Below are 26,928 nucleotides of genomic sequence, written 5' to 3' on the forward strand. Positions count from 1 at the left end.
TGCATAGTGCAATCATATTAGCAAATACAATTGTTTACACCACTTCTGCTATGCTTAACTTTGGATAACGTTAATAAGGAGTTTATGATGAAACTATCACCCTGGCTATGTGCGGCTCTACTGCTGGGTTCGACTGCTGCTTTCGCGGCGCCGGATTCCTGCGAGCGGGTAAAAAGCGATATTCAGCAGAAAATCATCAACAACGGCGTCCCGGAATCGGGCTTCAGCCTGACCATTGTCCCCAACGACCAGCCCGATCAGCCCGGCGCGCAGGTTGTCGGCCACTGCGCCAACGACACCTTTAAAATCATCTACACCCGCGACAGCGGCGCACAATAACCTCGCCGCATGACTGGAGAAGTCTTATCCCTCGGTTGACCAGGGATAAGATCTCTCTACTCCATTTTAAGTATGATCCCTCACTCTCCACGCCGACCTTACGAAGGCGTTGGCATTACGCCATTATAACAAAATCATGGAGTGAGCAATGTCTAACCAGGAACATACCGGCGGCCTTAGCCGTCGAACCCTAATTAAATCATCAGCCCTCGGCTCGCTGGCTCTCGCGGCCGGCGGTTTATCCCTGCCTTTCAGCCTTCGCCGCGCCGCCGCCGCCGTACAAGAAGCGACGCACGGCGAGGAACGGATCGTCTGGGGCGCCTGTTCGGTCAACTGCGGCAGCCGCTGCGCTCTGCGTTCACACGTTCGCGATGACGAAGTGGTCTGGGTCGAAACCGACAACACCGGCACAGACAACTATGGCGATCACCAGGTGCGCGCCTGCCTGCGCGGACGTTCTATTCGTCGTCGTATTAACCATCCTGATCGCCTTAACTACCCGATGAAACGCGTCGGCAAACGCGGGGAAGGCAAGTTCGAACGTATCAGTTGGGACGAGGCGCTGGACGCCATCGCCGCCAGCCTGAAAAGCGTGGTGGCAAAATACGGCAACGAAGCGGTCTACATTAACTACTCTTCCGGGATTGTCGGCGGCAATATCACCCGCTCCTCCCCTTACGCCTCGCTGGTGGCGCGTCTGATGAACTGCTATGGCGGTTTTTTAAGCCACTACGGTACCTACAGTACGGCGCAGATTTCCTGCGCGATGCCCTATACCTACGGCAGCAACGACGGCAACAGCACCTCCGATATTGAAAACAGCAAACTGGTGGTGATGTTCGGCAATAACCCAGCGGAAACGCGCATGAGCGGCGGCGGGATCACCTACTATCTCGAACAGGCGCGCGAGCGCTCTAACGCGCGGATGATCATTATCGACCCGCGCTATACCGACACCGCCGCCGGGCGGGAGGACGAATGGATCCCGATTCGTCCGGGTACGGATGCGGCGCTGGTGGCCGGAATCGCCTGGGTTTTAATCGACGAAAACCTGGTTGACCAGCCGTTCCTTGATACCTACTGCGTCGGCTACGACGAAAAAACGCTGCCGGAAGGAGCCCCGGCCAACGGACATTACAAAGCGTATATTCTCGGCCAGGGCGACGATGCCACCGCCAAAACGCCCCAGTGGGCGTCGCGCGTCACCGGCATTCCGGCGGATCGCATCATTAAGCTTGCGCGTGAGATTGGCGCCGCAAAACCGGCCTACATCTGCCAGGGGTGGGGACCGCAGCGCCAGGCTAACGGCGAACTGACCTCCCGGGCAATCGCCATGCTGCCTATTTTGACCGGTAACGTGGGGATTAACGGCGGCAACAGCGGCGCGCGCGAATCAACTTACACCATCACTATCGAACGCATGCCGCTGCCGGAAAATCCGGTGAAAACGCAGATCTCCTGCTTCAGCTGGACCGACGCCATCGATCGCGGTGCGGAAATGACCGCGACCCGCGACGGCGTGCGTGGCAAAGAGAAGCTGGATGTGCCGATTAAATTCATCTGGAACTACGCCGGCAACACCATCATCAACCAGCACTCCGATATCAATAAAACCCACGATATCCTGCAGGACGAAAGCAAGTGCGAGACGATCGTGGTTATCGACAACTTTATGACCTCATCGGCCAAATACGCCGATATTCTGCTGCCGGACCTGATGACCGTCGAGCAGGAAGATATTATTCCCAATGACTACGCCGGCAATATGGGCTATCTCATCTTTATTCAGCCGGTCACCTCCGCTAAATTTGAGCGCAAACCGATCTACTGGATCCTCAGCGAAGTCGCAAAGCGCCTTGGCGAGGATATCCACCAGAAGTTTACCGAAGGCCGCACCCAGGAGCAGTGGCTGCAGCATTTGTACGCGAAAATGCTGGCGAAAGACCCGGCGCTCCCGAGCTACGATGAACTGAAAAAGATGGGGATTTATAAGCGTAAAGACCCCAACGGTCACTTTGTGGCCTACCGCGACTTCCGCAAAGACCCGGTCGCCAATCCGCTAAAAACCCCGTCGGGTAAAATCGAGATCTACTCCAGCCGTCTGGCGGATATCGCCGGCAAATGGCAGTTGGAAAAGGACGAAACCATCAGTCCATTACCGGTATACGCGTCTACTTTCGAAGGGTGGGACGATCCACTGCGTGAGAAATTCCCGCTGCAAATGTTCGGCTTCCACTATAAGGCGCGCACCCACTCCAGCTACGGCAACATTGATGTGTTACAGGCCGCCTGCCGCCAGGAGGTATGGCTTAACCCGCTGGATGCCGAGAAGCGCGGGATTAAAAATGGCGATATGGTGCGCGTATTCAACGCCCGCGGCGAACTGCGCATTCCGGCTAAGGTGACCCCGCGCATCATGCCCGGCGTATCGGCGATGGGCCAGGGCGCCTGGCATGACGCCAATATGGACGGCGATCGCGTCGATCGCGGCTCCTGTATTAATACCCTGACGACGCATCGTCCTTCGCCGCTGGCGAAAGGCAATCCCCAGCACACCAATCTGGTCGAAATCGAGAAGGTTTAAGGAGTAAACCATGAGCGCTCAGTATGGATTTTTTATCGATTCCGCCCGCTGCACAGGCTGTAAGACCTGCGAGCTGGCCTGTAAGGATTATAAAAACTTAACGCCTGACGTCAGCTTTCGCCGCATTTACGAATACGCGGGCGGCGGCTGGCAGGAAGATAACGGCGTGTGGAATCAAAACGTTTTTGCCTATTACCTTTCCATCGCCTGTAACCACTGCGAAGATCCGGCCTGTACTAAAGTGTGCCCCAGCGGCGCCATGCACAAGCGCGATGACGGCTTTGTGGTGGTGAACGAAGAGGTATGCATCGGCTGTCGCTACTGCCATATGGCCTGTCCGTACGGCGCGCCGCAGTACAACGCGGCAAAGGGCCACATGACCAAATGCGACGGCTGCTACGACCGGGTTGCTAACGGTAAAAAACCGATTTGCGTCGAATCCTGCCCGCTGCGGGCGCTCGACTTTGGCCCCATCGAAGAGCTGCACGAAAAGCACGGTCAGCTTGCCGCCGTCGCGCCGCTACCGTCCGCGCACTTCACGAAGCCGAGCATTGTGATTAAACCTAACGCCAACAGCCGTCCGACGGGTGATACCACCGGCTATCTGGCCAACCCGAAGGAGGTGTAACGTGGGAAATGGATGGCATGAATGGCCGCTGGTGCTGTTTACGGTGCTGGGGCAAAGCGTTGCAGGGGCGATTATCGTCAGCGGACTAGGCTGGCTGTCGCTGAATAACAATTCCGAAGCCCGGGAGCGCCTGGTGCGCGGCATGTTTTTTATCTGGCTGATGATGGGGATTGGCTTTCTGGCGTCAATCATCCACCTTGGCTCACCGCTGCGGGCGTTTAACTCGCTTAACCGGCTAGGAGCATCGGCATTAAGCAATGAAATTGCCAGCGGCGCGCTGTTTTTCGCCGTTGGGGGTTTCTGGTGGCTGCTGACGATTCTCGGCAAAATGCCGAGAATGCTGGCCAAAGCCTGGCTCCTGCTCACTATGCTGCTCGGTTGCCTGTTCGTCCTTGAGATGAGCCTGGTCTATCAAATTGATACCGTGCCGACCTGGTATAATGCCTACACCACCGCCGCCTTCTTTCTGACGATGGTGCTGTGCGGGCCGCTTTTCGCCGCCCTGCTGCTGCGGGTAGCCAACGTGCCTTTTAACGGCACCGTCTTCGCGTCGATGAGCGTCCTTGCGCTGCTGGCAAGCCTGGCGGTGGTCATTTTGCAGAACAGCGAACTGGCGGAGATCCGCAGCTCCGTGCAGCAGGCCAGCGCCCTACTGCCAAACTATGGCTGGCTACAAATCCTGCGTTTAGCATTTTTGACGTTGGGCCTTGGCTGCTGGATCTGCCCGCTGGCAAGAAAGAAAAACCCGCGCATCGCCAGCCTGCTGCTCGGACTGATCCTGGTATTACTCGGCGAGTTTATCGGTCGCGGCCTGTTTTATGGCCTACATATGACCGTCGGTACGGCGATTGCCGGTTAATCAACGGGTGCCGCGGCACCCTCTGCTGTAAGGAAAAGGTATGCTGCAAGCGCAAGACCGCGACGCCGTCGCACTCAGCGCCCGTACGCTGGGCGCGCTGTTTTCTTTTGCTCCGAATAGCGAGCAGGTGGCTCCTCTGATCGCAGCCCTGCGCGACGGCAGTTGGCAGAGCCAGTGGCCCTGGCCGGTCGCTGACGGCCTGGCGGCGCAGTTCGCTATCGAAGACGATGAACCGCTGGCGGAAGCCTGGCAGAGGCTGTTCATCGGCCCGTGGGCGCTGCCCGCGCCGCCGTGGGGCTCCGTCTGGCTGGACAAAGAAAGCGTGCTGTTCGGCGACTCGACGCTGGCGCTGCGCGAGTGGATGCGGGCCACCGGTATCAGTCTGTCTGAGCGACGCGCCGAGCCGGAAGACCACTTCGGTACGCTGCTGCTGCTGGCGGCCTGGCTTTGTGAATCCGGTCAGGATGAGGCATTTAACCAGCTGCTGGCCTGGCATCTTCTCCCGTGGTCGGGGCGCTTTCTGAGCGTGTTTATCTCTGGGGCGGAAAACCCTTTTTATCAGGCTCTGGGCCAGCTGGCGCAAGAGACGCTGACGTACTGGCAGGCGCAGCTGCCCTGCGCGGTCGCCGATAAACCGCTCTACCGTTAACCCCTGCGCTATGCCCGTCCGGCGGGCATAGCGCAGGTGACAACGTCACTTTCTCTCCCTTTCGCACTTATCGCTTTTGCGTCTATGCTTATTCCCGGTAAAAATAAGCCATGTCCCGCGCTAATCGTATTTGCTGATGCATCGTCTTCACGCTTATCCTGATATTCAGGTTATGTTTCGCCGCCTGCTGATTGCCATGCTGGTCGGCGTCTTCGCCGCGCTCGCGGTTGCCCTGTTTCGCCACGCGATGGCCGGTCTGGAAAGCCTGTTTCTGAGCAATGACAGTGGAAGCCTGGTCAACGCCGCTGAGTCGATGCCCGGCTGGCGTCGGTTATTGACGCCCGCGCTAGGCGGTTTTGCGGCTGGCACCCTGCTCTGGCTCTGGCAGCGGCGCACCAGTGCACGACCCCATGCGCCAACCGACTATATGGAAGCCCTCGAGACCGGCGACGGCGTGTTTGATACGCCCGCCAGCCTGGTAAAATCGCTGGCTTCCCTGCTGGTGGTGACCACCGGCAGCGCCATTGGCCGCGAGGGGGCGATGATCCTGCTGGCCGCGCTGGCCGCTTCTCTGTTCGCCCGCATCTTTACGCCCAAAGACGAGTGGAAGCTGTGGGTAGCCTGCGGCGCCGCCGCCGGGATGGCCAGCGCCTACCATGCTCCGCTGGCCGGCAGCCTGTTTATCGCCGAGATTTTATTCGGTACCCTGATGCTGGCTTCGCTTGGCCCGGTCGTGATTGCCGCGGTGGTCGCCCTGCTGCTGACCAATCTGCTGAACGGCGGTTCGGCTCCGCTGTATCACGTTGAATTTCACGAAACCCTTCGTGCGACGCACTATGCACTGATGCTGGCGACGGCTCTGCTGGCCGGGCTTTGCGGGCCGCTGTTTATCTGGCTGATGGGCTATAGCCATGGCTGCTTTGTCCGGCTGCGCCTGTCGCCCCCCTTGCAGCTGGCGCTCGGTGGCCTCGTTGTCGGTCTGCTGTCGCTGATCGCGCCGGCCGTCTGGGGGAATGGCTATAGCGTTGTGCAGCGCTATCTCCTGTCGCCGCCGCTGTTGAGCGCAATACTTACGGTGTTTGTCTGCAAGCTGCTTGCGGTACTCGCCAGCAGCGGCTCCGGGGCGCCGGGCGGCGTATTTACGCCAACGCTATTTGTTGGGCTGGGGATCGGTATGCTGTTCGCCAGCCTGACCGGGCTGTGGCTGCCTGATGGCCAGGCGATCGCGATAATGATTGGCTTAACCGGGATGGCGGCGTTTCTGGCGGCCACCACCCATGCGCCGATTATGTCAACGCTGATGATTTGTGAAATGACCGGACAGTACGTTTTACTGCCCGGTTTACTGATTGCCAGCGTGCTGGCATCGGTGCTATCGCGGACGCTACGCCGAGATTCTATCTACCGCCATCATCTCCCCGAGCATCGATAAGTCGATATACTGGCTTAATTCGCGCTGTTCCGCGCGCGGCAAGTAAGGCAGTTCACCGATTAGCGGCGCCGGCAGCTTTTTGCTCAGTACGTCGATGATTTCAGCATAATGCGCCAGGCCCGGATTAATGCGGTTGGCCACCCAGCCTATAAGCGGCAGGCCGTCGTTTGCTATCGCCTGCGCGGTCAGCAGAGCGTGATTGATACAGCCCTCCTGAATCCCCACCACCATGAGCACCGGCAGCTGTTCCTGCACTACCCATTCCGAGAGCGGGCGCAGGTCGTTCATCAGGCTGCGCCAGCCGCCGGTACCTTCAACTACCACATGCTCAACCTGGCCGCTGAGGCGCTGGAGGCCATCCGACAGTAGGCCGTAGTTGATCGGGCAACTGTGCGCCACGCTGCTTTCATCTTCGCTTAACGCGATGGGATTGACAGCTTCATACGGTAACACCAGCGATGACACGCTCTGTAAGACCAGCGCATCTTTGTTCCGCAGTCCGTCCGGCGTCTCTTTACTGCCCTTCGCCACAGGCTTGTATCCGGCGACGCTTTTGCCGCAGGCAGCCAGTGCCTGCAACAGCGCACGGGAAACCACCGTCTTGCCGACGGCAGTGTCAGTACCTGTTATGAAGAAACGCTTAAACATCACTAACCCCACAGTTATGTTGATGAAATATACGGGAGAGAAATAATCAACTGTGGAAAAAGTCTACGCGATGCCGCCGGAAGCCAGCTTGAGATAGCGCAATTTTTGGTGTGAATATGAAAAAATGTTAACCCTGTAACAGTCGTATCAGCAACGATCCGTTATAGAGGGCATCCTTAACCAGGGCCGCGCCAGCCATCGTTCCCCGGTTAGAAAACTGAGTGCTTTCCACGGCAATATGTCGGCTATAGGCAGGTAACGATTGTTGTCGAATACAATCAGATATTGCCGGAAACAGAATATCCGCAGCCAGGTTGAAGGGGGAGCCGATAAGAATTTTCTGCGGGTTAAAGAGGTTAACCATAATCGCCAGAATCCGCCCGACATGGTTCCCGACGCCGCTGATAATGTCCCGCGCCAGCAAATCCCCCTGCAGAGCGGCCTGACATAGCCATTCAACGCTCAGCGGCTGCTGGTGCAGCATCGAACTCATCGACTTCGCCATACGGATCTGCGCCAGCTCCAGCACGCTTTCCACGCTGGCGATCGTTTCCAGACAGCCATGGTTGCCGCAATAGCAGCGTTTCCCATACGGATCGACCTGGGTGTGGCCGATCTCGACCAGGCTGCTGCTGCCCGCGTGCAATAGACGGCCGTCGGTGATCACCCCCGCGCCGACGTTATGGTCTATCACCACCTGAATCACATCCCGCGCGCCTCTGGAGGCGCCAAACAGCGATTCGGCCATGGTCCAGGCGCTGATATCGTGCTGAATATAGACCGATACGCCGGTATGGTTGGCTAAGATCTCGCCCAGCGGCATATCCTTAACGTCTTCATAAAAAGGCATCCGGTGGATGATACCGTGCTCGGTGTCGATGATCCCCGGCATGGTAACGGCGATGGCGGTTAAACGCTCCAGCTTCTTTTGGTGACGAATAAAGAACTGGTCAACATGATCGAGTAGCCGGGTCGCAAAAGGCTGAGCGTGCTGTAACGCCAGTTCAAGCTGCTCTTCCACCACCAGCGCGCTGCTTAAATCCCGCAGCGCGAGGTGGAGCTCGCCGCGGCTGATGCGGATAGAGAGGTAGTGCCAGGCTTCCGTTTCCACCATTAAGCCAACGGCAGGCCTTCCCCGGCTACCCGGCTCCTGGATTTCCGTCTCCTGGACCAGATGCGCTTCCAGCATTTCGCGGACGATCTTGGTGATGCTGGCAGGCGCCAGCTGCGCAAAGCGCGAAAGGTCGATGCGCGACACCGGGCCAAGCTGATCAATGAGGCGATAAACCGCGCCCGCATTGGTCTGCTTAATTTGATCGATATGGCCTGGCTGACTGTCCGCTACCACCGTTGACTCCCTTTATTTTCGCGCTTCGAAATAAACTGATGGCTATGGTGAAGCACTTCAATGGTAATCGTCAAATTTTTGCTTAGCCTTGTGATTTACCGCACATTTTTAGCCGTGATTTGTCTTAAATAACTCACGTGGTGCTGGCAAGCAGTGATTCGCGAAAACGCCGGGCCGCCTGCCCCTGTTCATGATGCTTCGACCACACCAGCCACATTTCCGATACCGCATCCTGCTCTTCGATGGGCAGCCAGCACATTTCCGATAGCTGAACCCGTCTGAATGACGCCGGCAATATCGACACGCCAAGCCCGGCGGCAACCAGTCCGATAATCGTCATCGCTTCCCCCACTTCCTGGGCGATCGTTGGCGTCAGATCGTAGCGCCGCAGCAGGCCGAGAATATCGTCATACAGCCCGGTACCGACATGGGGATCGAAGAACACAAACGGCTCCCGCGCCAGTTCCCGCAGGCTGACGCGCGGCTGGCTCGCCAGCGGATGATCGCGCGGCACCATCGCCAGCAGTGGTTCGCGCAGCACTCTTTCCCAGATCAGGGTTTCCGGCAGTTGGGTATTACGCATCAGCCCCAGATCCAGCGCCCCCTCGTTCAGCGGCACAATCTGCTCGCGCGTGTTGGTTTCCCGCGTTTGAATATGCACATCGGGATAGCGGCGTCGGAAGGTCGATAGCGTATCCGATACCGCCTTAATAAAGGGGGCAGAGGAGGTAAAACCAATGCGCAGTTCGCCGGTTTCGCCCTGATGAAGACGGGCTGCCCGCGCGGCGGCATCGTCCACTTGGGTCAGGATCTGCCGGCTATCGGCGAGAAACTGCCTCCCGGCCTCCGTCAGGCTGACGCTGCGGTTCGTCCGGGCAAACAGACGTGCGCCAATTTGCTGCTCAAGGATTTGAATCTGCTGGCTAAGCGGCGGCTGAGAGATATTTAACCGCGCCGCCGCATGGCCGAAATGGAGCTCTTCCGCCACGGCAATAAAATAGCGGAGATGACGAAGTTCAATATTCATATCTAAAATGTCTTATTTGAGATTATTAATATATTAGACAGAATATTTACATTTTCCTACTCTGAATAAGTGACTTACTCGGTCGCTCAACTCTCTGTTTATTACCAAGGATTTTTCCGTGAGTCGTACAACTACCGCTGACACCGTCCCGGCAAACGACGTCAGCGACATTATCGCTCCTCAGCCAAACCAGTTTATCAAACGCGGTACCCCGCAATTTATTCGCGTCACCCTCGCCCTCTTTTCCGCCGGACTGGCGACCTTCGCGCTGCTCTATTGTGTTCAGCCGATTCTGCCGGTGCTCTCCAGCGAATTCGGCGTCTCGCCGGCCAGCAGCAGTATCTCGCTGTCGATTTCCACGGCTATGCTGGCAGTCGGCCTGCTGTTTACCGGCCCGTTATCCGACGCCATTGGCCGCAAACAGGTGATGGTGACTGCACTGGTGCTGGCTTCCTGCTGCTCCCTACTGTCAACGATGATGTCCAGCTGGCATGGGATCCTGATTATGCGCGCCCTGATCGGCCTGTCGTTGAGCGGCGTGGCGGCGGTCGGCATGACCTATCTGAGCGAAGAGATCCACCCCAGCGTCGTGGCGTTCTCAATGGGGCTGTATATCAGCGGAAACTCGATTGGCGGCATGAGCGGCCGTCTGCTGACCGGGGTATTCACCGATTTCTTCGGCTGGCGTATCGCGCTGGCGGTCATTAGCGGCTTCGCCCTCGCAGCCGCGCTGATGTTCTGGCGCATCCTGCCGGAGTCGCGCCACTTTCGTCCAACGTCGCTGCGGCCAAAATCGCTGCTGATCAACTTCCGCCTGCACTGGCGCGATCGCGGACTACCGCTGCTATTTCTTGAAGGTTTCTTATTAATGGGGGCATTCGTAACGCTGTTTAACTATATCGGCTATCGTCTGATGCTCTCGCCGTGGTCGCTCAGCCAGGCGGTGGTTGGCCTGCTGTCGGTGGCCTATTTGACCGGAACCTGGAGTTCGCCGAAAGCCGGGGCGATGACCGTTCGCTACGGTCGCGGCCCGGTACTGCTATTCTCCACGGCGGTGATGCTCGGCGGCCTGCTGCTGACCCTGTTCTCGTCCCTGTGGCTAATTTTTATCGGCATGCTGCTGTTCTCAGCGGGCTTCTTCGCGGCGCACTCGGTAGCCAGCAGTTGGATCGGCCCGCGCGCCCGTCGCGCCCGCGGCCAGGCGTCATCGCTCTATTTGTTTAGCTACTATCTGGGTTCCAGCATGGCGGGGACGTTAGGCGGGGTGTTTTGGCATAACTACGGCTGGAACGGCGTCGGCGGGTTTATCGCGCTGATGCTGCTGGCAGCGCTGCTCACCGGCGCGTGTTTGCATAAACGGCTGAAATAACGCGGGTTAACGTAGCCTGTCACGGGCCACGCTTCACCACATCCCCAGTACCGATGACATTCCCAACACCTCTCTAACGGCATCGATTGAAAGCAGAGCAATAAACAGCCAGGTAAACGGATTCATAATCCACCTCGCATAGGCGGGCTGTGCCTGCATTAAGTTTAGCCGCGGTTTAGAGAAAGCGTCTGTTACTTTACGCACATCCGGATTATTTCGAGCCAAACATAAAATACGCAATCGATTAATCCCTACATTATGCTAATAGCCGACGAGCCGATGCGGGCGGCGATGGGCAGATCGTCTCGGGAGATTTGTGGTGGAAGGCCCCGCATCCCTCGACCCCATCGGCGTATCACGATAGTGTAGAAGCCAACGAAAACCTCTTTTGTTCACTTGCCACCGTCAGAGTGTAAACATGACCGAAAATAAAAATTATCATCAACTTACCCGCACCTTCCAGCGACTCTCCCGCTTCTCGCATCTCTCGGCCATCGCCGGCTGGGATATGTTCGCCATGATGCCGCCCGGCGGCAGCGCGGCCCGCGGCGCGGCGCTCGCCGAGCTCGGCGTTTTGCAGCATCAGATCCTCACCGACAGGAAAGTGGGTGAATGGCTACAGAACGCGCTTCAGGAAGAGCTAAATGATGTGGAACAGGCCAACCTGCGCGAAATGACTCGCCAGTACCAACAGGCGGCGCTGCTGCCGGAAAGCCTGGTGGAAGCCAAATCGCTGGCGGGTAGCCGCTGCGAGCACGCCTGGCGCAGCCAGCGTCCGGCGAACGACTGGCAGGGTTTTGCCGAAAACCTGCGTGAAGTCGTCAAACTGAGCCGCGAAGAGGCGCAGATTCGCGCGGCGGCGAAAGGCGGCTCCCGCTATGACGCCCTGCTGGATATTTTTGAACCGGATATGACCAGCGCCCGTCTGGACGTGCTGTTCGCGGACCTTAAATCCTGGCTTCCTTCGCTGCTGGAAAAAGCGGTCGAGAAGCAGGCACAGACGCCCCTCATCGAACCTCAGGGGCCGTTTCCGATTGCCGACCAGCGCGAGCTGGGGCTGGAGGCGATGCGCGTGCTGGGATTTGATTTTGACGGCGGACGCCTGGATATCAGCGCCCACCCGTTCTGCGGCGGCGTCCCCGAGGATGTGCGTATCACCACGCGCTACAACGAAAACGACCTGCTCAGCGCGCTGTTTGGCGTGATTCACGAAACCGGCCACGCGCGCTACGAACAAAATCTGCCGCGTAACTGGCTCGATCAGCCCATCGCCCTCGCCCGTTCTACGGCGATCCATGAGTCGCAAAGCCTGTTTTTCGAAATGCAGCTTGGCCGCAGCGACGCCTTTCTACAGCGCCTGCTGCCAACGGTACGTCAGTACTTTGGCGAACAGCCGGCCTTTAGTCGCGAAAACTTCATCGCCTGGAATCAGCGCGTCAAGCCGGGCTTTATTCGCGTCGACGCGGATGAGGTGAGCTATCCGGCACACGTCATTCTGCGCTATGAAATTGAATGCGCGCTGATTGATGGCGATATCGAGGTCGATGATATTCCGGCACTGTGGGACGAAAAAATGCAGCACTGGCTGGGACTTTCCACCACCGGCAACTATCGCGACGGCTGTATGCAGGATATCCACTGGACCGACGGCGGTTTTGGCTATTTCCCTTCCTATACGCTTGGCGCGATGTATGCCGCTCAGCTGATGGCTTCCGCCAGACGGGCGCTACCGCAGCTGGAAAGCGATATCGCCAACGGTAACTTCAGCGCGCTGTTTGACTGGCTGCGGCAAAATATCTGGCAGCACGGTAGCCGTTTTACCACCTCGCAGCTGATTCAGCACGCTACCGGAGAAGACCTTAATAGCGCCTATTTCCGCCAGCACCTTACCTCGCGTTATCTGTAAATCACCGGCGTCGGGCCGCTCCCGACGCCGTGTTCCATCTCTGTCGCAGCGCGTTGTACATACGGTTACACGCCGATACCAAACACTCACGGAAACCTCGATAAGACAAGCATATAGTTCTTTCAACGGCCCCGCAGTGGGGTTGAAACAAGAAACCTTTTCGAGGATATCAGAATGAAAAAAGTATTAGCTCTGGTCGTTGCCGCTGCTATGGGTCTGTCTTCTGTTGCTTTCGCTGCCGATGCTGCCACCACCACAACTCCGGCGCCGGCTGCTGCAACTCACAGCACCACCGCTAAAGCGACCCACCATAAGAAACACCATACCGCCGCTGCCAAACCGGCTGCTGAGCAGAAAGCGCAGGCGGCTAAAAAGCACAAAAAAGCCGCAGCTAAACCGGCTGTGACTCAGAAAGCCCAGGCCGCTAAAAAGCACAAAAAAGCGGAAGCTAAACCGGCCGCAGCTCAGAAAGCCCAGGCCGCTAAGAAACACAAAAAAGCCGCTGCTAAACCAGTAGCTCAGAAAGCGCAGGCAGCTAAAAAACACCACAAAACCACTAAACATCATACCGCTAAACCAGCTGCACAACCGGCTGCTTAATCTCCCGGGTTAAGTTGTGTGATACGATATCGGCGCTGTCTTCAGCGCCGTTTTTTTCTGGAGAGCACCATGCTGCGGCGCTATCGTTTTGAGCTCATCCTGATCCTGCTGATTATCTGCGCGCTGGTCGCCAGCCGTTTTTTCCTTTACTAAAGATGTAGCTGCCACACGTTATATCCCAACCCATAGCTCGCCAGAAGCAGCAGAAAAAGCGCCGAGACCGTCGTCAAACGTTTGGCGCAACGCGCCGTTAACCAACGACGAACCGCCAGAATGTAAAGCGAAAGCACGCTCAGGTCGATCAGCACCCACACCGCCGTCAATACCCCCAGACTGCAGCCGAAACTGTCGGTGATATGAATAAACTGCGGAAAAAAAGCGGCAAAAAAGAGAATATCTTTGGGATTGCTTAATGCGGTCGCGAATCCAGCCATCACCCCGCTACGCTTTTTGGCTACCTGCTGCGTAACGGCATCTTCACGCAGCATTGCCAGCGCCAGCCAAATAATATACAGCGACCCGATCATCGCCAGCAGCGTTAGCGCCCGGGGTTCGACCGCTAGCGCACCGGTCAGCATCGCGGCAGCAGCGGCGAGCAGCAGCAGCGACGCCAGATTGCCGCCAATCATCGTCCGCACCGCGCTGGCATAGCCTTCACGCGCCGCCGCGCCTGTTACTAACAACACCACCGGTCCCGGCGTAGCAACCAGCGCCAGAACCGCCAGGGAGTAGGCCATCAGCAAGGAAAGATTCATCAGCTAAGCTCACTATTCAAAATGAAAAGCCTATATTCTTCTTTGATTTCAAAGTTGAAAAACGACTAATAGTGAGCTTGAATGTGAGTTTTACTCAATATAGAACTTCATCAACGATGACCATGCCGCCGCTCTACGCCCTGCGCGCTTTTGAAACCGCCGCTCGCCTTGGATCATTTAGCAAGGCCGCCGCCGCCCTGAACGTGACGCCAGGTGCCGTCAGTCGTCACGTCAGCACCCTGGAGTCATGGTTTGAATGCCGCCTTTTCCTTCGCCATGGGCCAAAAGTCACCCTGACCGACTCCGGAACTCAGCTGGCGAAAGCGCTGGAGGAGAGTTTTTTGTCGATTGAACGGGCCTGCCGGGCACTGCGCCGCCAGGCCGGCAAAATTCGTCTTAAGGCGCCGTCAACGCTCACGATGCGCTGGCTACTGGACGTCCTGCAACTGTTTCGCCAGCAGCACCAGCGCCCGGAAGTAGAAATGAGCAGCCTGTGGATGGACCGCGACAGCGTCGATTTTACCCAAGAGCCGTTCGACTGCGCGATACTGTTAGGGGACGGAAATTTTGGTGAAGAGAATAACCGCAGCCTGCTGTTTGCCGAATGGCTAATCCCGCTTTGCGCGCCGGGTATGGTAGCGCAGGCCAGACAAAATTTGGCGGCCTGTACGCTGATTCATCCCTCAACCGATCGTCGGGACTGGCGGCGCTGGCTGCAGCATGATGAGCGGCCCGCGCCAAATATTGCTCAGGGCATCGTCTTTGATACCCTTGAGCAAGGCACGATGGCGGCGATGAGCGGCCACGGCGTGAGCATTGGCGATCTATTGCTTAATCTACCCGCGATCCGCGCGGGACTGCTGGCCTTGCCTTTCTCTACCGCAATAGCCACCGGCGAAGGCTACTATTTTGTCTGGCCGAAAAATACGCTCAGCCCGCAGCCGATCGCCCTATTGCAGCGTTTTTTAAACCAGCATATTCCCGGCCCGCTCCCCGCAGACGTTATCCGCCAGGGCGCGGCCCCGGATTACAGTACGTGAACCGCCGTCACCAGCAGATAGCCCGTGGCGCCCCAGATCATTGCTGATACCAGCGAAACGTAAACTAATGCACGAATACCTTGTTTAGACATAAATCCTCCCGTATATCGGGTGTTTGATATTGCAGATATCATCGCCGGGATAACATCTCTGTTTGCTCAACAAGGTGGTAGCAATAGCAACGTTTACGGTGAGAAAATGTTTCGCTTTGAAAGTAATTGATAAACAGGTAAAGAAGTCCGCTTATCCTGCAAAGAAATCTCTTTTTTCCCGCAATATTGGCGCTGTTTAGTCATTAGGGACTTGAGAAAAAGCTGAAGTGGGGATCATTTTATCGCTCCCCGCCGGTTGTACGTTCGGATACACGATTTCTGTTGCTTCCGCGGCCCTTTTCTGCGGAAATAGCGCCGCAGGAAAATGGTGTTAACGTATTGAATTTACGCCATTCATCCGCGAGCGACCGGCGATTTTCGCTGATTACGCCTGCCGTCTGGCTTAATTAAAATTATTCTTAACTTTCATAAACTTAAATCTGCTGCTACTTTCAATAGACATAATTATCTCCCCAGAGAGTGATATGCGTAGAGACGTCCTGTTATTACTGTGTTCCATTTACCTGTTTCCAGCGCTGGCCCAGGCCGATGATGAAGGCATGAGTGCAAAAGATATTAAGACGCTATTTTTTGGTCATGACGACCGAAAACCGGTCAGCAATCCCACGGACGAACCCTGGGATGCGATTGGGCAACTGGAGACCGCCAGCGGTAATCTCTGTACCGCGACGCTTATCGCCCCCAACCTGGCGCTCACCGCCGGTCACTGCCTGCTGACGCCGCCCAAAGGCAAGCCGGATAAACCCGTCGCGCTGCGCTTTATTTCGCGCAAAGGCGGCTGGGTTTACGAAATTCACGGTATTGAAGGCCGCGTGGACCCTTCGCTGGGCAAACGGCTTAAGGCCGACGGCGATGGCTGGATAGTTCCCAGCGCCGCAGCGCCGTGGGATTTTGGCCTGATCCTCCTGCGCTATGCCCCTTCCGGTATAACGCCGGTACCGATTTTTAGCGGCAGCAAAGCCGATCTGACCGCCGCGCTGAAGACGGCAGAACGAAAAGTGACTCAGTCAGGCTATCCGGAAGATCATCTGGATAATCTCTACACCCACGAAGATTGCGTGGTCACCGGCTGGGCGCAAACATCGGTGCTCTCCCATCAATGCGATACGCTACCCGGCGATAGCGGCTCGCCGCTGCTGCTGAAAACCGACGACGGCTGGCAGGTGATCGCGGTACAGAGCTCGGCGCCGGGGGCAAAAGATCGCTGGCGGGCGGACAACCGCGCCATCTCGGTGACCGGTTTTCGCGATAAGCTTGAGGCGCTGGCCGCCCAGTAAGCGGTCAACCTTGCTGCTGACGCAGCTGCAATAACGATGCGACGGGCATCGGTTTGCTGAAGAAGAAACCTTGCAATCTGTCGCATCCCGCCCGTCGCAGCAGCGCCAGCTGTTGCTGATTTTCAACGCCTTCCGCCACAACCGTAATGCCCAACGCCCCGGCAATGCGTACGGTACCGCGCACCAGCTCCGCCGCCTGGGTATCCACATCCACCCGCCCGGCCAGTGATTTATCAATTTTGAGACTGTCGAAGCTGAAGCTGCGTAAATAGCCGATACTGGAGTAGCCGGTGCCAAAATCATCGAGCGCCACCGAGATCCCCAGCGACCTTAAATTTTCAATCGCCGCCCGCGCACGCTCGGGATTCTCCAGAACGTAGCTCTCCGTAACCTCTAGCTGCAACCGACGGGCCGGGAAATTGCAGCTGCCCAGCACCTGCACCACCCGCGACTCAAACTCCGGGTCGCGGAACTGCGCCGGAGAGATATTCACCGACAGCAGCAAATCGTCTAAAGGCTGCAGCTCGCTACAGGCGCGTTGCAGAACAAACTGACCAAGCGCGTAGATCAAACCGCTACTTTCGGCAATACCGATAAACGTGTCCGGCGGCAGCGCTCCTTGCGGACGTCGCGGCCAGCGCAACAGCGCTTCCACGCCCTCCATAACCAGCGTATCGGCGTTGACGATCGGCTGGTACCAGACATCAAACTCTTCGTTCTCCAGCCCCTGGCGGATGCCATTTTCGATATTCAGCTGATACTGCCGCGCGTCGCTGAGCGCTTCGTCGTACCAGGTTGTGCGCCCTTTACCGGTTTTTTTCGAGTGGTACATGGCAATATCGGCGCGGCGAAAAAGCTCCGTGCTGGAACAGCTTGCCGGGACACCGCTGGCGATACCGATGCTGGCGGTGATATAAATTTTTCGTTCGTTGAGGATAACGGGGGCTTTTAACAGTTCCAGCACCGCCCAGGCAAAGGCCAACGCCTGATTTACCGCCTGTTCGCCGCTTACGGTCATCGCAAACTCATCGCCGCCCATTCGCGCCAGCATCCCTTCGGGAGGCACGCGCTGCCGAAGCTCTTTAGCAATATGAATAATCAGCGCATCGCCAACATCATGGCCGTAGTTGTCGTTAACATCCTTAAAACCGTCGAGATCGATAAACACCACGCTTTGCGTCTGGTGCTGCGCGTTTTCGCATACCTGATTAAGACGTTCGATCAGCGCCCGCCGGTTTGGTAAACGGCTCAGCCAGTCGGTCATGGCAATATTGCGCGCCAGCTTTTCGCCGCGCGCCAGCTTGTAAAGCCCGAGGCAGCTGAAGAGAATAAACAGCAGGATCAGCCCCGCCGCCACGACGGCGATCAGCCGAATATTGTTTGATGCCGCCCGCGAGGCTTCCGCGCCGGGAAGCCCCGGCTGCCAGCTCAGATAGCCAACGATTTCCCCGGACTGGGTGCGGAGCGGGATACTGTATTCGCCGCTACCTGGCGTGACGTGGAGGTTGCGGATCTGAAACGTATCGCCCAGACGCTCAAGCATTTGCGGATTAATATGACGGGTGATCACCAGATAGCGACGCGTATCATCATATACCTGAAGCCGCCCTGTTGTCGGGCGAATCAGGCCAATGCCAATAAAGGCAATACCGGCGCGGGTTCGGGTGATGCCGGCATAAGCGCTTTTGCCGCTGCGCAGGGCGGCGGCATGCTGCGAGATGAGCGAACGAAAACCGTTGCCGAGAAATTGAGTATCCTGCTCGGTAAAGCTCTCACTGCGAAACGATCCCCACAGCACCCGATAGTGCTGGTCGAGCACGAAAGTGCCGTCATAAAGGTTATTGATCTTAAAGCCGGAACCCCAGGAGTTATAGAGCCATTGCGGATCGAGCCGGTCGGTATAAGTCTGATGCACCGCATCGTCCCAGATAGCGTTATCCATCACCAGCGACAGCACGCGGTTCACCGAGGTTTGCACCGCGCCATCCACCGATAGCACGGAACGATGCTTATCAATTTCGTTTGCTTTCAGGCCGATCAGGTGCTGGCTGAGGTAGAGGAGCGAAATAATGGACACGATTAAGCCGATCCCGGCGAGGACAATCATGATGGTAAGCGTTCTGGCGGAGGGAATATTGCGCCAGCCTGGCAAATGAATCATGTTCTGCCCTCATATCGGCCGGTAGCGAAATACGCCGAACTGGCTCTTTTTTAAGAGTAATACAGAGAGCAGAATTTGCCGCCCGCATCCACAGGCGGCATCATATCAGGCGAGTTTAATTAACACCATGCCGACCACCAGCAGGAGCAGACCAGCCCAGCCTTTATGATTCAGGCGCTGGCCAAACAGCACCCAGCCGGCGGCAATGGTCGCCGCGATACCGAAACCGCCCCACAGCGCATAGGCCACCGACAGGTCAATCCCTTTGACCGCCTGCGAAAGCGCGCTAAAGGCGCCAAGAACCGCCGCCAGCGACATAAGGCCATAGAACTTACGTCGAAAACCGTCGGAAAACTTCAGAAAAACGTTGGCCATAATTTCCAGCGCGATAGCCAGCGCCAGCCAGGCGGCATGGACCCACTCAAACTGTTGCATGAGTTTTCTCCTTGCCCGATTTCACCGCTTTCTGCGTTCCCGATTTAATCAATACAATCCCGGCGACCAGGGTAACCAGACCGGCGATTTTTATCGTCGACAGCGTTTCATCAAACAGCAGAACGCTGAAAATCGTGATCAGTAAAATGCCGATCCCTTCCCATAGGGCATAGGCCACGCCGAGGGCGATTTTTTTCACGGCGAAAGCCAGGAAAATATAGGAAAGCGCAATCATCACCAGCATTAAAATAAAACCAGTATGGCCGCCGCTTACGCTTGCCCATTTCATCGACAAAGTGCCGGTAATTTCAGCAACGATAGCTAAAGCTAATAATATCCAATAAAACATGATCCCTTCTCCTGCTTGAGAATATAATCCATTAGGGCTTACAGCGAAGTAAACCGGAAAAATTCTGACGTTAGTTTAGCCGTGCGCAGCGCGCCAGCTCAGGCAGAGAGAAGAAGACTAAAGCGCCGAGCGCCAGTGCTGCTCGCCGAGGAAGCGGGAGTTAGAGTGGGAGACTGCAGGGTGAAGCGAAATATACATCCTGAACTGATTGTCCATAAAATTACAATTATCCGCGGTATTGCTTCTCATCATTTGCGGATGAAAATTGTCCTCTGTAGTTATACACACGCAGATTTGTACCATAACGCCACATTTAACTCAAAGTCTTTGCAGTTCTTTACCTCGGCTATTTGATTTGGATTAGTTTTTTCCGATAGCAAACGCCATTATGATATCGTTCCAGCCATTATTTATTAATGGGTCGTTTTTTTCATTTTAACTGAGGCGACGCGTTGAGACGCCGACTTTGCCAACGTCTACAATGACTCATATTAGACCCCATTTTTTCTCTCGCAGGGAGCGGTATGGCCAAACCCATCATCACGCTTAACGGCTTAAAAATAGTCATCATGCTCGGCATGCTGGTTATCATCCTTACAGGCATCCGCTTCGCGGCGGATATTATCGTGCCTTTTGTGCTGGCTATCTTTCTGGCGGTGGTGATTAACCCGCTGGTTCAACTGATGGTGCGCTGCCGGGTGCCGCGGGTGCTGGCGATTTCGCTCCTGGTCGGCGTGATTGTCCTGCTGGCCGTGGTGCTGCTGGCCTCGCTCGGCACCTCGCTTAACGAGCTTGCGCGCACCCTGCCGCAGTATCGCAACTATCTCTATGAACCGATGCAGACCGTCGCGCCGTGGCTACAGCGCTTCGGCTTTACCGTGTCGGTGGTGGAACTGAATAAATATATAGACCCCAACGCGGTGATGACCCTGGTAACCGGGCTGCTTACCCAGCTTTCCAACGCGATGTCCTCTATCTTCCTGCTGCTGCTGACGGTGGTGTTTATGCTGCTGGAAGTGCCGCAGCTTCCCGCGAAGCTGCAGCAGCTGATGTCGCGGCCAGTGGAGGGAATGGGCGCGATTCAGCGCGCGCTGGATAGCGTCTCTCACTATCTGGTGCTTAAAACCGCCATTAGCCTGGTAACCGGGCTGGTGGTCTGGGGAATGCTGGTGCTGCTGGACGTCCGCTTTGCCTTTATGTGGGGACTGCTGGCTTTTGCGCTCAACTACATTCCCAATATCGGTTCGGTTCTCGCGGCTATCCCGCCGATCCTGCAGGTACTGGTATTTGGCGGTCTGTACGAAGCGCTGGTGGTCCTGGCGGGCTATCTGGTGATTAACCTGGTGTTCGGCAATATTCTTGAACCGCGCATTATGGGCCGCGGGCTTGGGCTATCGACGCTGGTGGTCTTCCTGTCATTGATATTCTGGGGCTGGCTGCTGGGCCCGGTGGGGATGCTCCTCTCGGTACCATTGACGATTATTGTCAAAATCGCTCTCGAACAGACGGTGGCCGGGCAGAGTATTGCCTTCCTGCTGAGTGATTTAAGTAAAAACTAACTATATTGATCGCGGCTCCCCGGGCAGATGCTGGCGCATCTGTCCGGGCTACCGGCGCGTAGACGACCCTTAACCTGTAGCCGGCTAAACGCAGTGCGAGCCGGGAAGCCGCGCCAATGCCTCAACCCGGTACGTCCCCCACTCGTAGACCAATCATTCGCAGCCATTATTGATCGACATCACATCTCTGCCCCGCCATTCATTACTCTTACGCTAACGATTCGCCATCGGCCTTAATTGATACCCACCACCTCGGGACGCACACTTACACCCACACCAGGACAATCAAAACGATTTGTCGAATCAGGAGGTTAATAATGAATGCCGAACAAACGACGGGGAGAGTCTGGAACCGTCGCCGTACGGAAAAACAGCGGCGACTGGCCGAGGCGAAGATCTCCGGCAAAGTGATCCCCAATGACCAGCTGGTTGCCGTACTGGAACATCTGCTGGCCCCCGGCGACCGGGTGGTACTGGAAGGCAATAACCAGAAACAGGCAGATTTCCTTTCGCGGATGCTGGCGGAGGTTAACCCGCAAAAAATTCACGACCTGCATATGATTATGCCGAGCGTCGGGCGCAGCGAGCACCTGGACCTTTTCGAAAAAGGCATCGCCCGCAAGCTCGATTTCTCTTTTTCCGGTACCCAAAGCCTGCGTATTTCGCAGCTGCTGGAAGATGGCCTGCTGGAAATCGGCGCGATTCACACCTATATCGAACTTTACTCCCGCCTGTACGTGGATCTGTCGCCGAACGTGGCGCTGATCGCCGGTTATAAAGCTGACCGCAAGGGCAACCTCTACACCGGGCCAAGCACCGAAGACACTCCGGCGCTGGTGGAAGCCGCCGCGTTCCACGACGGCATCGTCATTGCGCAGGTCAACGAACTGGTTGATGACGAGTGCGATCTGCCGCGCGTGGACATCCCCGGTTCGTGGATTGACTATATCGTTGTCGCCGATAAACCATTTTTTATCGAGCCGCTGTTTACCCGCGACCCGCGTCTGATTAAGCAGGAGCATATCCTGATGGCGATGATGGCGATTAAAGGCATTTACGCCGAGCATCAGGTGCAATCCCTGAACCACGGGATCGGCTTTAACACCGCCGCTATCGAACTGCTGCTGCCGACCTACGGCGAACGGCTCGGCCTGAAGGGCAAAATCTGTAAACACTGGACGCTGAACCCTCACCCGACCCTTATTCCGGCCATTGAAAGCGGTTGGGTCGAGAGCGTGCACTGCTTCGGCGGCGAGTTGGGAATGGAAGAGTACATTCGCGCACGCCCGGATATCTTCTTTACCGGCGCCGACGGCTCCATGCGTTCCAACCGCGCGTTTTGCCAGCTGGCGGGACAGTATGCAGTGGATATGTTTATCGGCTCGACCCTCCAGGTTGACGGCTACGCCAACTCCTCGACGGTAACCCGCGGCCGCCTCTCCGGCTTCGGCGGCGCGCCGAATATGGGCCACGACCCGCACGGCCGCCGTCACGCCACCCCGGCATGGCTCAACATGATTACCGAACCGGACCCGATGCAGCGCGGTAAAAAGCTGGTTGTGCAGATGGTGGAAACCTTCCAGGCGGGCGTGAAGCCAACCTTCGTGGAAAAACTCGACGCCGTTGAAGTGGCCAAAACCTCCGGGATGCCGCTGGCGCCGGTAATGATTTACGGCGATGACGTCACCCACGTGCTGACCGAGGAAGGCATTGCCTATCTCTATCGGGCGGAAAGCCTTGAAGAGCGCCGGGCAATGGTCGCAGCGGTAGCGGGGATCACCGACATCGGCCTCGGCGTGGACGCCAAACGCGTGGCCGAACTGCGCCAAAGCGGCAAAGTCGTCTATCCGGAAGATATCGGTATCCGCCGCAGCAACGCCACCCGTTCCCTGCTCGCCGCCGGCAGCGTAGCCGACCTGGTTGAGTGGTCCGACGGGCTTTACAACCCGCCGGCAAAATTCCGGAGCTGGTAATGAAAAAACTCTCTTCCCAAATTGCCGAAACCCGCGCCCGCTGGCTGGCCCAAACTGCCAGCATCTGCCTGATTGACGAAGCAAGACTCAGCCCCAAACCGGGTCTGGTCGACAGTCGCGGCAACGGCGCGCATCAGGACCTGAACCTGGCGCTGATGGAGCGCTCCGCCCGTAGCCTGCAGCCAACGTTTCATGCGCTGGCACAGCAGAGCTGGCGGCGACCGGCGGATATCGCCCTGCGCGAAACCGTCGGCCGTCTGGGACGCGAAGGCGAAGCGCAGATGATGCAGGCGACCTCGGGAGTCAATACCCACCGCGGCGCTATCTGGGCGATGGGCCTGCTGGTGAGCGCGACGGCGATGCTCGGGGGAGAGGGTCATGCACAAAGAATTACGGAAACCGCCGCCGCCCTCGCCCGTCTGCCGGACGCCGGCGCGCCAAAGACCTTCAGTAAAGGCCTGCGCGCCAGCCGCCGCTGGCAGGTTCCGGGCGCGCGGGAAGAAGCGCAGCGCGCTTTCCCGCATATCACCACCCTGGCGCTGCCGCAGCTATTGCGCAGCCGGACCGAAGGGGCCAGCGAGGAGCAGGCCCGTCTCGACGCGCTGATGGCGATTATGACCTCGCTTAGCGATACCTGCGTGCTCTCCCGCGCGGGGATGGCGGGTCTTGAGGCAATGCGGCAAGGCGCAGGCGAGGTGCTGGCCGCCGGAGGATGTGCAACGGTCCTGGGGCGAGCCGCGCTGGCGCGTCTTGATGCGCAGATGCTGGCGCAGAACGCCTCGCCGGGTGGCGCGGCGGACCTTCTTGCCGCCACCCTGTTTCTCGACCGGGTTTCCGCTTAACGCATTCAGAGGATGTTATGGAACAGATTAAATTGTCATTCCCTGCCAACCGCGCCCTCAGCGGCAAAGCGCTGGCAGGCGTAGTTGGCTCCGGCGATATGGAAGTGCTCTACACCGCCGGGCAGAGCAATACGCTCAATGTGGAGATCACCACCTCCGTGGATAACAGCCTGGCGCGCTGGAACGCGCTGTTCGAACGGCTGAGCCTGATTAACGGTCTCCCCGGTGGAGAGCTGGTCATCCACGACTTTGGCGCCACCCCCGGCGTCGCGCGGATCCGCATTGAACAGGTATTTGAGGAGGTGGCTCATGCGTAACGATCGCAGCTTTATTGAACTCCGCGCCCGCGAACGCGCCCGTCTCCTGCTGGATGACGGCAGCTATCGTGAACTGCTGGACCCGTTCGAAGGCATCATGTCGCCGTGGCTGGGCGCACAGGGCATCGTCCCGCAGTCCGACGACGGTATGGTGGTCGCGAAAGGTACCATTAACGGCCAGCCCGCGGTGGTTATCGCTATTGAAGGCACCTTCCAGGGCGGCAGCATGGGCGAAGTCTCCGGCGCGAAAATGGCTGCCGCCCTTGAGCTGGCGGCGGAAGATAACCGCAACGGTATTCCTACCCAGGCGGTGCTGTGCCTGGAAACCGGCGGCGTGCGCCTGCAGGAGGCCAACCTGGGGCTTGCCGCCATCGCTGATATTCATGCCGCGATTGTCGATCTGCGCCGCTATACCCCGGTGGTCGGTATTGTCGCCGGAACCGTTGGCTGCTTCGGCGGGATGTCCATCGCCGCGGCGCTGTGCAGCTACCTGATTGTCACCCGTGAAGCGCGTCTGGGGCTCAACGGACCGCAGGTTATCGAACAGGAAGCGGGGATTGAAGAGTACGACTCCCGCGACCGTCCGTTTATCTGGAGCATGACCGGCGGCGAAATTCGCTACGCCAGCGGTCTGGTGGATGCCCTGGTCGGCGACGGCGTTAACGCGGTGAAAGCCGCAATGAACGAGGCGATAGCCAAAGGCGTTCCCGCCCGGCATCGCAGCGACAAATATGAGGATTTCCTGACCCGTTTGACCCGCTTCGATACCCGCCAGCAGGCGGATACCGCGCAGATCAAACAGCTATTCGCCCGGGAGGAGAAATAATGAGCCAGTTCACAAATCGCGCCGCGCTGTGGCTAAACCAGCTGGCGCCGAACGCCCCGCTAATGACCGGTCTGTGCCCCTCGGTGCAGGTTGCCGACGCCGATTGTAACGGTGAAACCGCCCGTTTTATCGCCGTGGTGCCGGATGCCAATAACCATTACCCGCGCGCCGCCAACGGCGAAGTCGGCCTGCTTGAAGGCTGGACGCTGGCGAAAGTGGTCAACGAAACTATCGACGCCGATGCGGATAAAACGGTGAAGCGCCCGATTATTGCGGTCATTGATGTCCCCAGCCAGGCCTACGGCCGTCGTGAAGAAGCCTTTGGTATTCATCAGGCGCTGGCCGGCGCGGCGGGCGCGTATGCGAAGGCGCGTCTTGCCGGGCATCCGGTGATTGGCCTGATTGTCGGCAAAGCGATGTCCGGGGCGTTTCTGGCCCACGGTTACCAGGCCAATCGCCTGATCGCCTTTAATGACGCCGGCGTACTGGTGCACGCCATGGGCAAAGAATCCGCCGCGCGTATCACGCTACGTAGCGTTGAGGCGCTGGAGAAACTGGCGGCCACCATCCCGCCGATGGCTTATGACGTCAGCAACTACGCGACGCTCGGCCTGCTCTCCGCCCTGCTGGATATCAGCAATCCTGACGCACCGGACACCCGCGATCTGACGCTGGTCACCGATACCCTGCGCGACGCCATCGCTGCCGCCCGTCGGGATGCCTCACTGAAGTGCCGCCTTGGCGCAGAGAACCGCCGTAGTTCCCAACGAGTGCGCGATCGCATGCGCGCCAGCTGGTAGTCCAGTCCCTAAGTAGAAGAAAACCTGCCGGAAGCGGCCGCCTGAGGCACCGATAGCGTGCCTCAGGAAGAGACCGCTTTTAGAAATTATAACAATCGCGCCAGTACTCTATTTTATTAACAGGTGATTTATGACTTATGTGATTATTCATGCCCTCGCGCCGATTTTTGTCATCATGCTGCTGGGCTTCTGGGCCGGTAAGGCCAAAATGGTCGATAACAAAAACGTCTCGTTACTCAACATTTTCGTAATGGATTTCGCCCTGCCCGCGACGCTGTTTAGCGCCACGGTGCAAACCCCCTGGAACGGTATCGTCGCGCAATCGCCGCTGGTACTGGTGCTCACCGGGGCGATGTGGATTACCTATGCGGCCATTTACTTCCTCGCCACCCGCGTCTTTAAGCGCTCGCCGCAGGATGCCGCCGTGCTCACCCTGACCGTAGCGCTGCCGAACTACGCCGCCCTGGGTCTGCCGATTCTGGGCAGCGTGCTCGGCGAAGGCGCGTCAACCTCACTCTCCGTCGCCGTTTCCATCGCCTGCGGCTCGGTACTGATGACGCCGTTCTGCCTGCTGATTCTGGAGCGTGAAAAAGCGCTCGCCGCCGGAGAGAACAGCGGTTCAACGCTGGCGATGCTGCCGGTACTGATGTGGCGTTCGGTCAAAAAACCGATTGTCTGGGGTCCGCTACTGGGGGTTGTGCTCTCGGCGATCGGTATCAAAATGCCGGATCTGCTGCTGGCCTCTATCAAACCGCTGGGTCTGGCGGCGACCGCCGCGGCGCTGTTCCTCACCGGGGTGATTCTGTCAGCGCGCAAGCTGCAGCTCAATACGCTGATTGCCACCTCTACCGTTGTTAAACTGCTGGTGCAGCCGTTTATCGCCTGGGGTCTGGTGATGCTGCTGGGGCTGCACGGTTCTATCGCCATTACCGCGATTCTGATGATTGCCCTCGCGGCCGGTTTCTTCGGCGTGGTCTTCGGCAACCGCTTTGGCGTGCAGTCGCCGGATGCGGAAGCGGTGCTGCTGTTAAGCTCGGTTCTGTGTATCCTGTCGCTGCCGCTGTTTATCACTTTAACGTCAGGGATCTAACG

Annotated in this window: 28 protein-coding genes; 19 read left to right on the top strand and 9 right to left on the bottom strand. The window is 57.6% G+C overall.

The window, feature by feature from the left end:
- The first annotated feature begins 87 nt into the window (after nt 1-87).
- From KCG39_RS06240 to clcB, 6 genes are all read left to right on the top strand, one after another.
- The gene (locus KCG39_RS06240; RefSeq protein ID WP_004119709.1) at nt 88-339 is read left to right on the top strand and encodes a DUF1161 domain-containing protein; all 252 of its coding nucleotides are present in this window, start codon (nt 88-90) and stop codon (nt 337-339) included.
- 148 nt (nt 340-487) lie between these two features.
- Nucleotides 488-2,923, top strand: a complete 2,436-nt coding sequence (gene ynfE / locus KCG39_RS06245; protein ID WP_004119707.1) for a selenate/tellurate reductase subunit YnfE — start codon at nt 488-490, stop codon at nt 2,921-2,923.
- 10 nt (nt 2,924-2,933) lie between these two features.
- A complete protein-coding gene (locus KCG39_RS06250; RefSeq protein WP_004119705.1) occupies nt 2,934-3,551 on the top strand; it encodes a DMSO/selenate family reductase complex B subunit in 618 nt (205 codons plus the stop codon).
- A 1-nt stretch (nt 3,552) separates the two neighbouring features.
- Nucleotides 3,553-4,410 (top strand): DmsC/YnfH family molybdoenzyme membrane anchor subunit, encoded by an 858-nt coding sequence (locus tag KCG39_RS06255; RefSeq protein WP_211811571.1) that lies wholly within the window; start codon nt 3,553-3,555, stop codon nt 4,408-4,410.
- A 40-nt stretch (nt 4,411-4,450) separates the two neighbouring features.
- Nucleotides 4,451-5,059, top strand: coding sequence for a Tat proofreading chaperone DmsD (gene dmsD / locus KCG39_RS06260; protein ID WP_049112014.1), 609 nt, complete (start codon nt 4,451-4,453; stop codon nt 5,057-5,059).
- A 136-nt stretch (nt 5,060-5,195) separates the two neighbouring features.
- Complete coding sequence (clcB, locus tag KCG39_RS06265; RefSeq protein WP_050545206.1) at nt 5,196-6,491, top strand: voltage-gated ClC-type chloride channel ClcB; 1,296 nt, start codon at nt 5,196-5,198, stop codon at nt 6,489-6,491.
- On the opposite strand, the gene bioD is transcribed toward clcB, so the two are convergent.
- The 3 genes from bioD to KCG39_RS06280 all read right to left on the bottom strand — a co-directional run bounded on the left by bioD (nt 6,444) and on the right by KCG39_RS06280 (nt 9,514).
- Entirely contained in the window at nt 6,444-7,139 is a 696-nt protein-coding gene (gene bioD, locus KCG39_RS06270; RefSeq protein WP_004119700.1) for a dethiobiotin synthase, read from the bottom strand. The two genes, clcB and bioD, sit on opposite strands and share 48 nt — an antisense overlap.
- A gap of 127 nt (nt 7,140-7,266) precedes the next feature.
- Entirely contained in the window at nt 7,267-8,487 is a 1,221-nt protein-coding gene (mlc, locus tag KCG39_RS06275) for a sugar metabolism global transcriptional regulator Mlc (protein ID WP_004119699.1), read from the bottom strand.
- 133 nt (nt 8,488-8,620) lie between these two features.
- The gene (locus tag KCG39_RS06280; protein ID WP_004119698.1) at nt 8,621-9,514 is read right to left on the bottom strand and encodes a LysR family transcriptional regulator; all 894 of its coding nucleotides are present in this window, start codon (nt 9,512-9,514) and stop codon (nt 8,621-8,623) included.
- A 118-nt stretch (nt 9,515-9,632) separates the two neighbouring features.
- Here KCG39_RS06280 and KCG39_RS06285 point away from each other — a divergent pair, with 118 nt between their 5' ends.
- Nucleotides 9,633-10,883 (top strand): MFS transporter, encoded by a 1,251-nt coding sequence (locus KCG39_RS06285; RefSeq protein ID WP_049112564.1) that lies wholly within the window; start codon nt 9,633-9,635, stop codon nt 10,881-10,883.
- A gap of 33 nt (nt 10,884-10,916) precedes the next feature.
- On the opposite strand, the gene KCG39_RS06290 is transcribed toward KCG39_RS06285, so the two are convergent.
- Complete coding sequence (locus tag KCG39_RS06290) at nt 10,917-11,009, bottom strand: KPN_01571 family protein (protein ID WP_004119695.1); 93 nt, start codon at nt 11,007-11,009, stop codon at nt 10,917-10,919.
- Nucleotides 11,010-11,301: 292 nt separating this feature from the next.
- Here KCG39_RS06290 and KCG39_RS06295 point away from each other — a divergent pair, with 292 nt between their 5' ends.
- The 3 genes from KCG39_RS06295 to ydgU all read left to right on the top strand — a co-directional run bounded on the left by KCG39_RS06295 (nt 11,302) and on the right by ydgU (nt 13,542).
- A complete protein-coding gene (locus tag KCG39_RS06295) occupies nt 11,302-12,789 on the top strand; it encodes a carboxypeptidase M32 (RefSeq protein ID WP_049123023.1) in 1,488 nt (495 codons plus the stop codon).
- Nucleotides 12,790-12,963: 174 nt separating this feature from the next.
- Nucleotides 12,964-13,389 (top strand): acid resistance repetitive basic protein Asr, encoded by a 426-nt coding sequence (gene asr, locus KCG39_RS06300; RefSeq protein WP_004135622.1) that lies wholly within the window; start codon nt 12,964-12,966, stop codon nt 13,387-13,389.
- An 18-nt stretch (nt 13,390-13,407) separates the two neighbouring features.
- Nucleotides 13,408-13,542 carry a small membrane protein YdgU gene (ydgU, locus tag KCG39_RS27915; RefSeq protein WP_255256974.1) on the top strand — a complete coding sequence of 45 codons (135 nt, stop codon included), beginning with the start codon at nt 13,408-13,410 and terminating at the stop codon, nt 13,540-13,542.
- On the opposite strand, the gene KCG39_RS06305 is transcribed toward ydgU, so the two are convergent.
- Nucleotides 13,539-14,144 (bottom strand): LysE family translocator, encoded by a 606-nt coding sequence (locus KCG39_RS06305; protein WP_004119690.1) that lies wholly within the window; start codon nt 14,142-14,144, stop codon nt 13,539-13,541. The genes ydgU and KCG39_RS06305 overlap by 4 nt on opposite strands.
- A gap of 116 nt (nt 14,145-14,260) precedes the next feature.
- On the opposite strand from KCG39_RS06305, the gene KCG39_RS06310 reads away from it, so the two are divergent.
- Together KCG39_RS06310 and KCG39_RS06315 are read left to right on the top strand one after the other, a co-directional pair.
- Nucleotides 14,261-15,184, top strand: coding sequence for a LysR substrate-binding domain-containing protein (locus KCG39_RS06310; protein ID WP_049112225.1), 924 nt, complete (start codon nt 14,261-14,263; stop codon nt 15,182-15,184).
- 577 nt (nt 15,185-15,761) lie between these two features.
- Nucleotides 15,762-16,574 carry a trypsin-like serine peptidase gene (locus tag KCG39_RS06315; protein ID WP_004119687.1) on the top strand — a complete coding sequence of 271 codons (813 nt, stop codon included), beginning with the start codon at nt 15,762-15,764 and terminating at the stop codon, nt 16,572-16,574.
- A 4-nt stretch (nt 16,575-16,578) separates the two neighbouring features.
- On the opposite strand, the gene KCG39_RS06320 is transcribed toward KCG39_RS06315, so the two are convergent.
- The 4 genes from KCG39_RS06320 to KCG39_RS28145 all read right to left on the bottom strand — a co-directional run bounded on the left by KCG39_RS06320 (nt 16,579) and on the right by KCG39_RS28145 (nt 19,822).
- Nucleotides 16,579-18,735, bottom strand: coding sequence for a putative bifunctional diguanylate cyclase/phosphodiesterase (locus tag KCG39_RS06320; protein WP_142468134.1), 2,157 nt, complete (start codon nt 18,733-18,735; stop codon nt 16,579-16,581).
- Nucleotides 18,736-18,840: 105 nt separating this feature from the next.
- Nucleotides 18,841-19,170 (bottom strand): multidrug/spermidine efflux SMR transporter subunit MdtI, encoded by a 330-nt coding sequence (gene mdtI, locus KCG39_RS06325; protein ID WP_004119685.1) that lies wholly within the window; start codon nt 19,168-19,170, stop codon nt 18,841-18,843.
- Nucleotides 19,157-19,519 (bottom strand): multidrug/spermidine efflux SMR transporter subunit MdtJ, encoded by a 363-nt coding sequence (gene mdtJ / locus KCG39_RS06330; protein ID WP_004119684.1) that lies wholly within the window; start codon nt 19,517-19,519, stop codon nt 19,157-19,159. Before mdtJ ends, mdtI begins: the two co-directional genes overlap by 14 nt.
- A 117-nt stretch (nt 19,520-19,636) precedes the next feature.
- The gene (locus KCG39_RS28145) at nt 19,637-19,822 is read right to left on the bottom strand and encodes a protein YdgV (protein ID WP_071830662.1); all 186 of its coding nucleotides are present in this window, start codon (nt 19,820-19,822) and stop codon (nt 19,637-19,639) included.
- A 221-nt stretch (nt 19,823-20,043) separates the two neighbouring features.
- Between KCG39_RS28145 and KCG39_RS06335 the strand changes: the two genes are divergently transcribed.
- From KCG39_RS06335 to KCG39_RS06365, 7 genes are all read left to right on the top strand, one after another.
- Complete coding sequence (locus KCG39_RS06335) at nt 20,044-21,078, top strand: AI-2E family transporter (RefSeq protein ID WP_004119683.1); 1,035 nt, start codon at nt 20,044-20,046, stop codon at nt 21,076-21,078.
- Between the two features lie 317 nt (nt 21,079-21,395).
- Nucleotides 21,396-23,051 (top strand): malonate decarboxylase subunit alpha, encoded by a 1,656-nt coding sequence (gene mdcA / locus KCG39_RS06340; protein WP_142446589.1) that lies wholly within the window; start codon nt 21,396-21,398, stop codon nt 23,049-23,051.
- A complete protein-coding gene (locus KCG39_RS06345; RefSeq protein WP_004119681.1) occupies nt 23,051-23,893 on the top strand; it encodes a triphosphoribosyl-dephospho-CoA synthase in 843 nt (280 codons plus the stop codon). Before mdcA ends, KCG39_RS06345 begins: the two co-directional genes overlap by 1 nt.
- Before the next feature lie 17 nt (nt 23,894-23,910).
- Nucleotides 23,911-24,210, top strand: a complete 300-nt coding sequence (gene mdcC / locus KCG39_RS06350) for a malonate decarboxylase acyl carrier protein (protein WP_004119678.1) — start codon at nt 23,911-23,913, stop codon at nt 24,208-24,210.
- Nucleotides 24,203-25,036: a biotin-independent malonate decarboxylase subunit beta gene (locus KCG39_RS06355; protein ID WP_004119677.1), complete on the top strand. Its 834-nt coding sequence runs from the start codon at nt 24,203-24,205 to the stop codon at nt 25,034-25,036. Before mdcC ends, KCG39_RS06355 begins: the two co-directional genes overlap by 8 nt.
- Nucleotides 25,036-25,836: a biotin-independent malonate decarboxylase subunit gamma gene (gene mdcE / locus KCG39_RS06360; protein ID WP_142446591.1), complete on the top strand. Its 801-nt coding sequence runs from the start codon at nt 25,036-25,038 to the stop codon at nt 25,834-25,836. The genes KCG39_RS06355 and mdcE overlap by 1 nt, the downstream gene beginning before the upstream one ends.
- 130 nt (nt 25,837-25,966) lie before the next feature.
- Nucleotides 25,967-26,926 carry an AEC family transporter gene (locus KCG39_RS06365; protein WP_004119674.1) on the top strand — a complete coding sequence of 320 codons (960 nt, stop codon included), beginning with the start codon at nt 25,967-25,969 and terminating at the stop codon, nt 26,924-26,926.
- Nucleotides 26,927-26,928 lie beyond the last annotated feature (2 nt).

The sequence above is a fragment of the Klebsiella pasteurii genome (genome assembly GCF_018139045.1).
In the GTDB taxonomy this organism is placed as follows: domain Bacteria; phylum Pseudomonadota; class Gammaproteobacteria; order Enterobacterales; family Enterobacteriaceae; genus Klebsiella; species Klebsiella grimontii.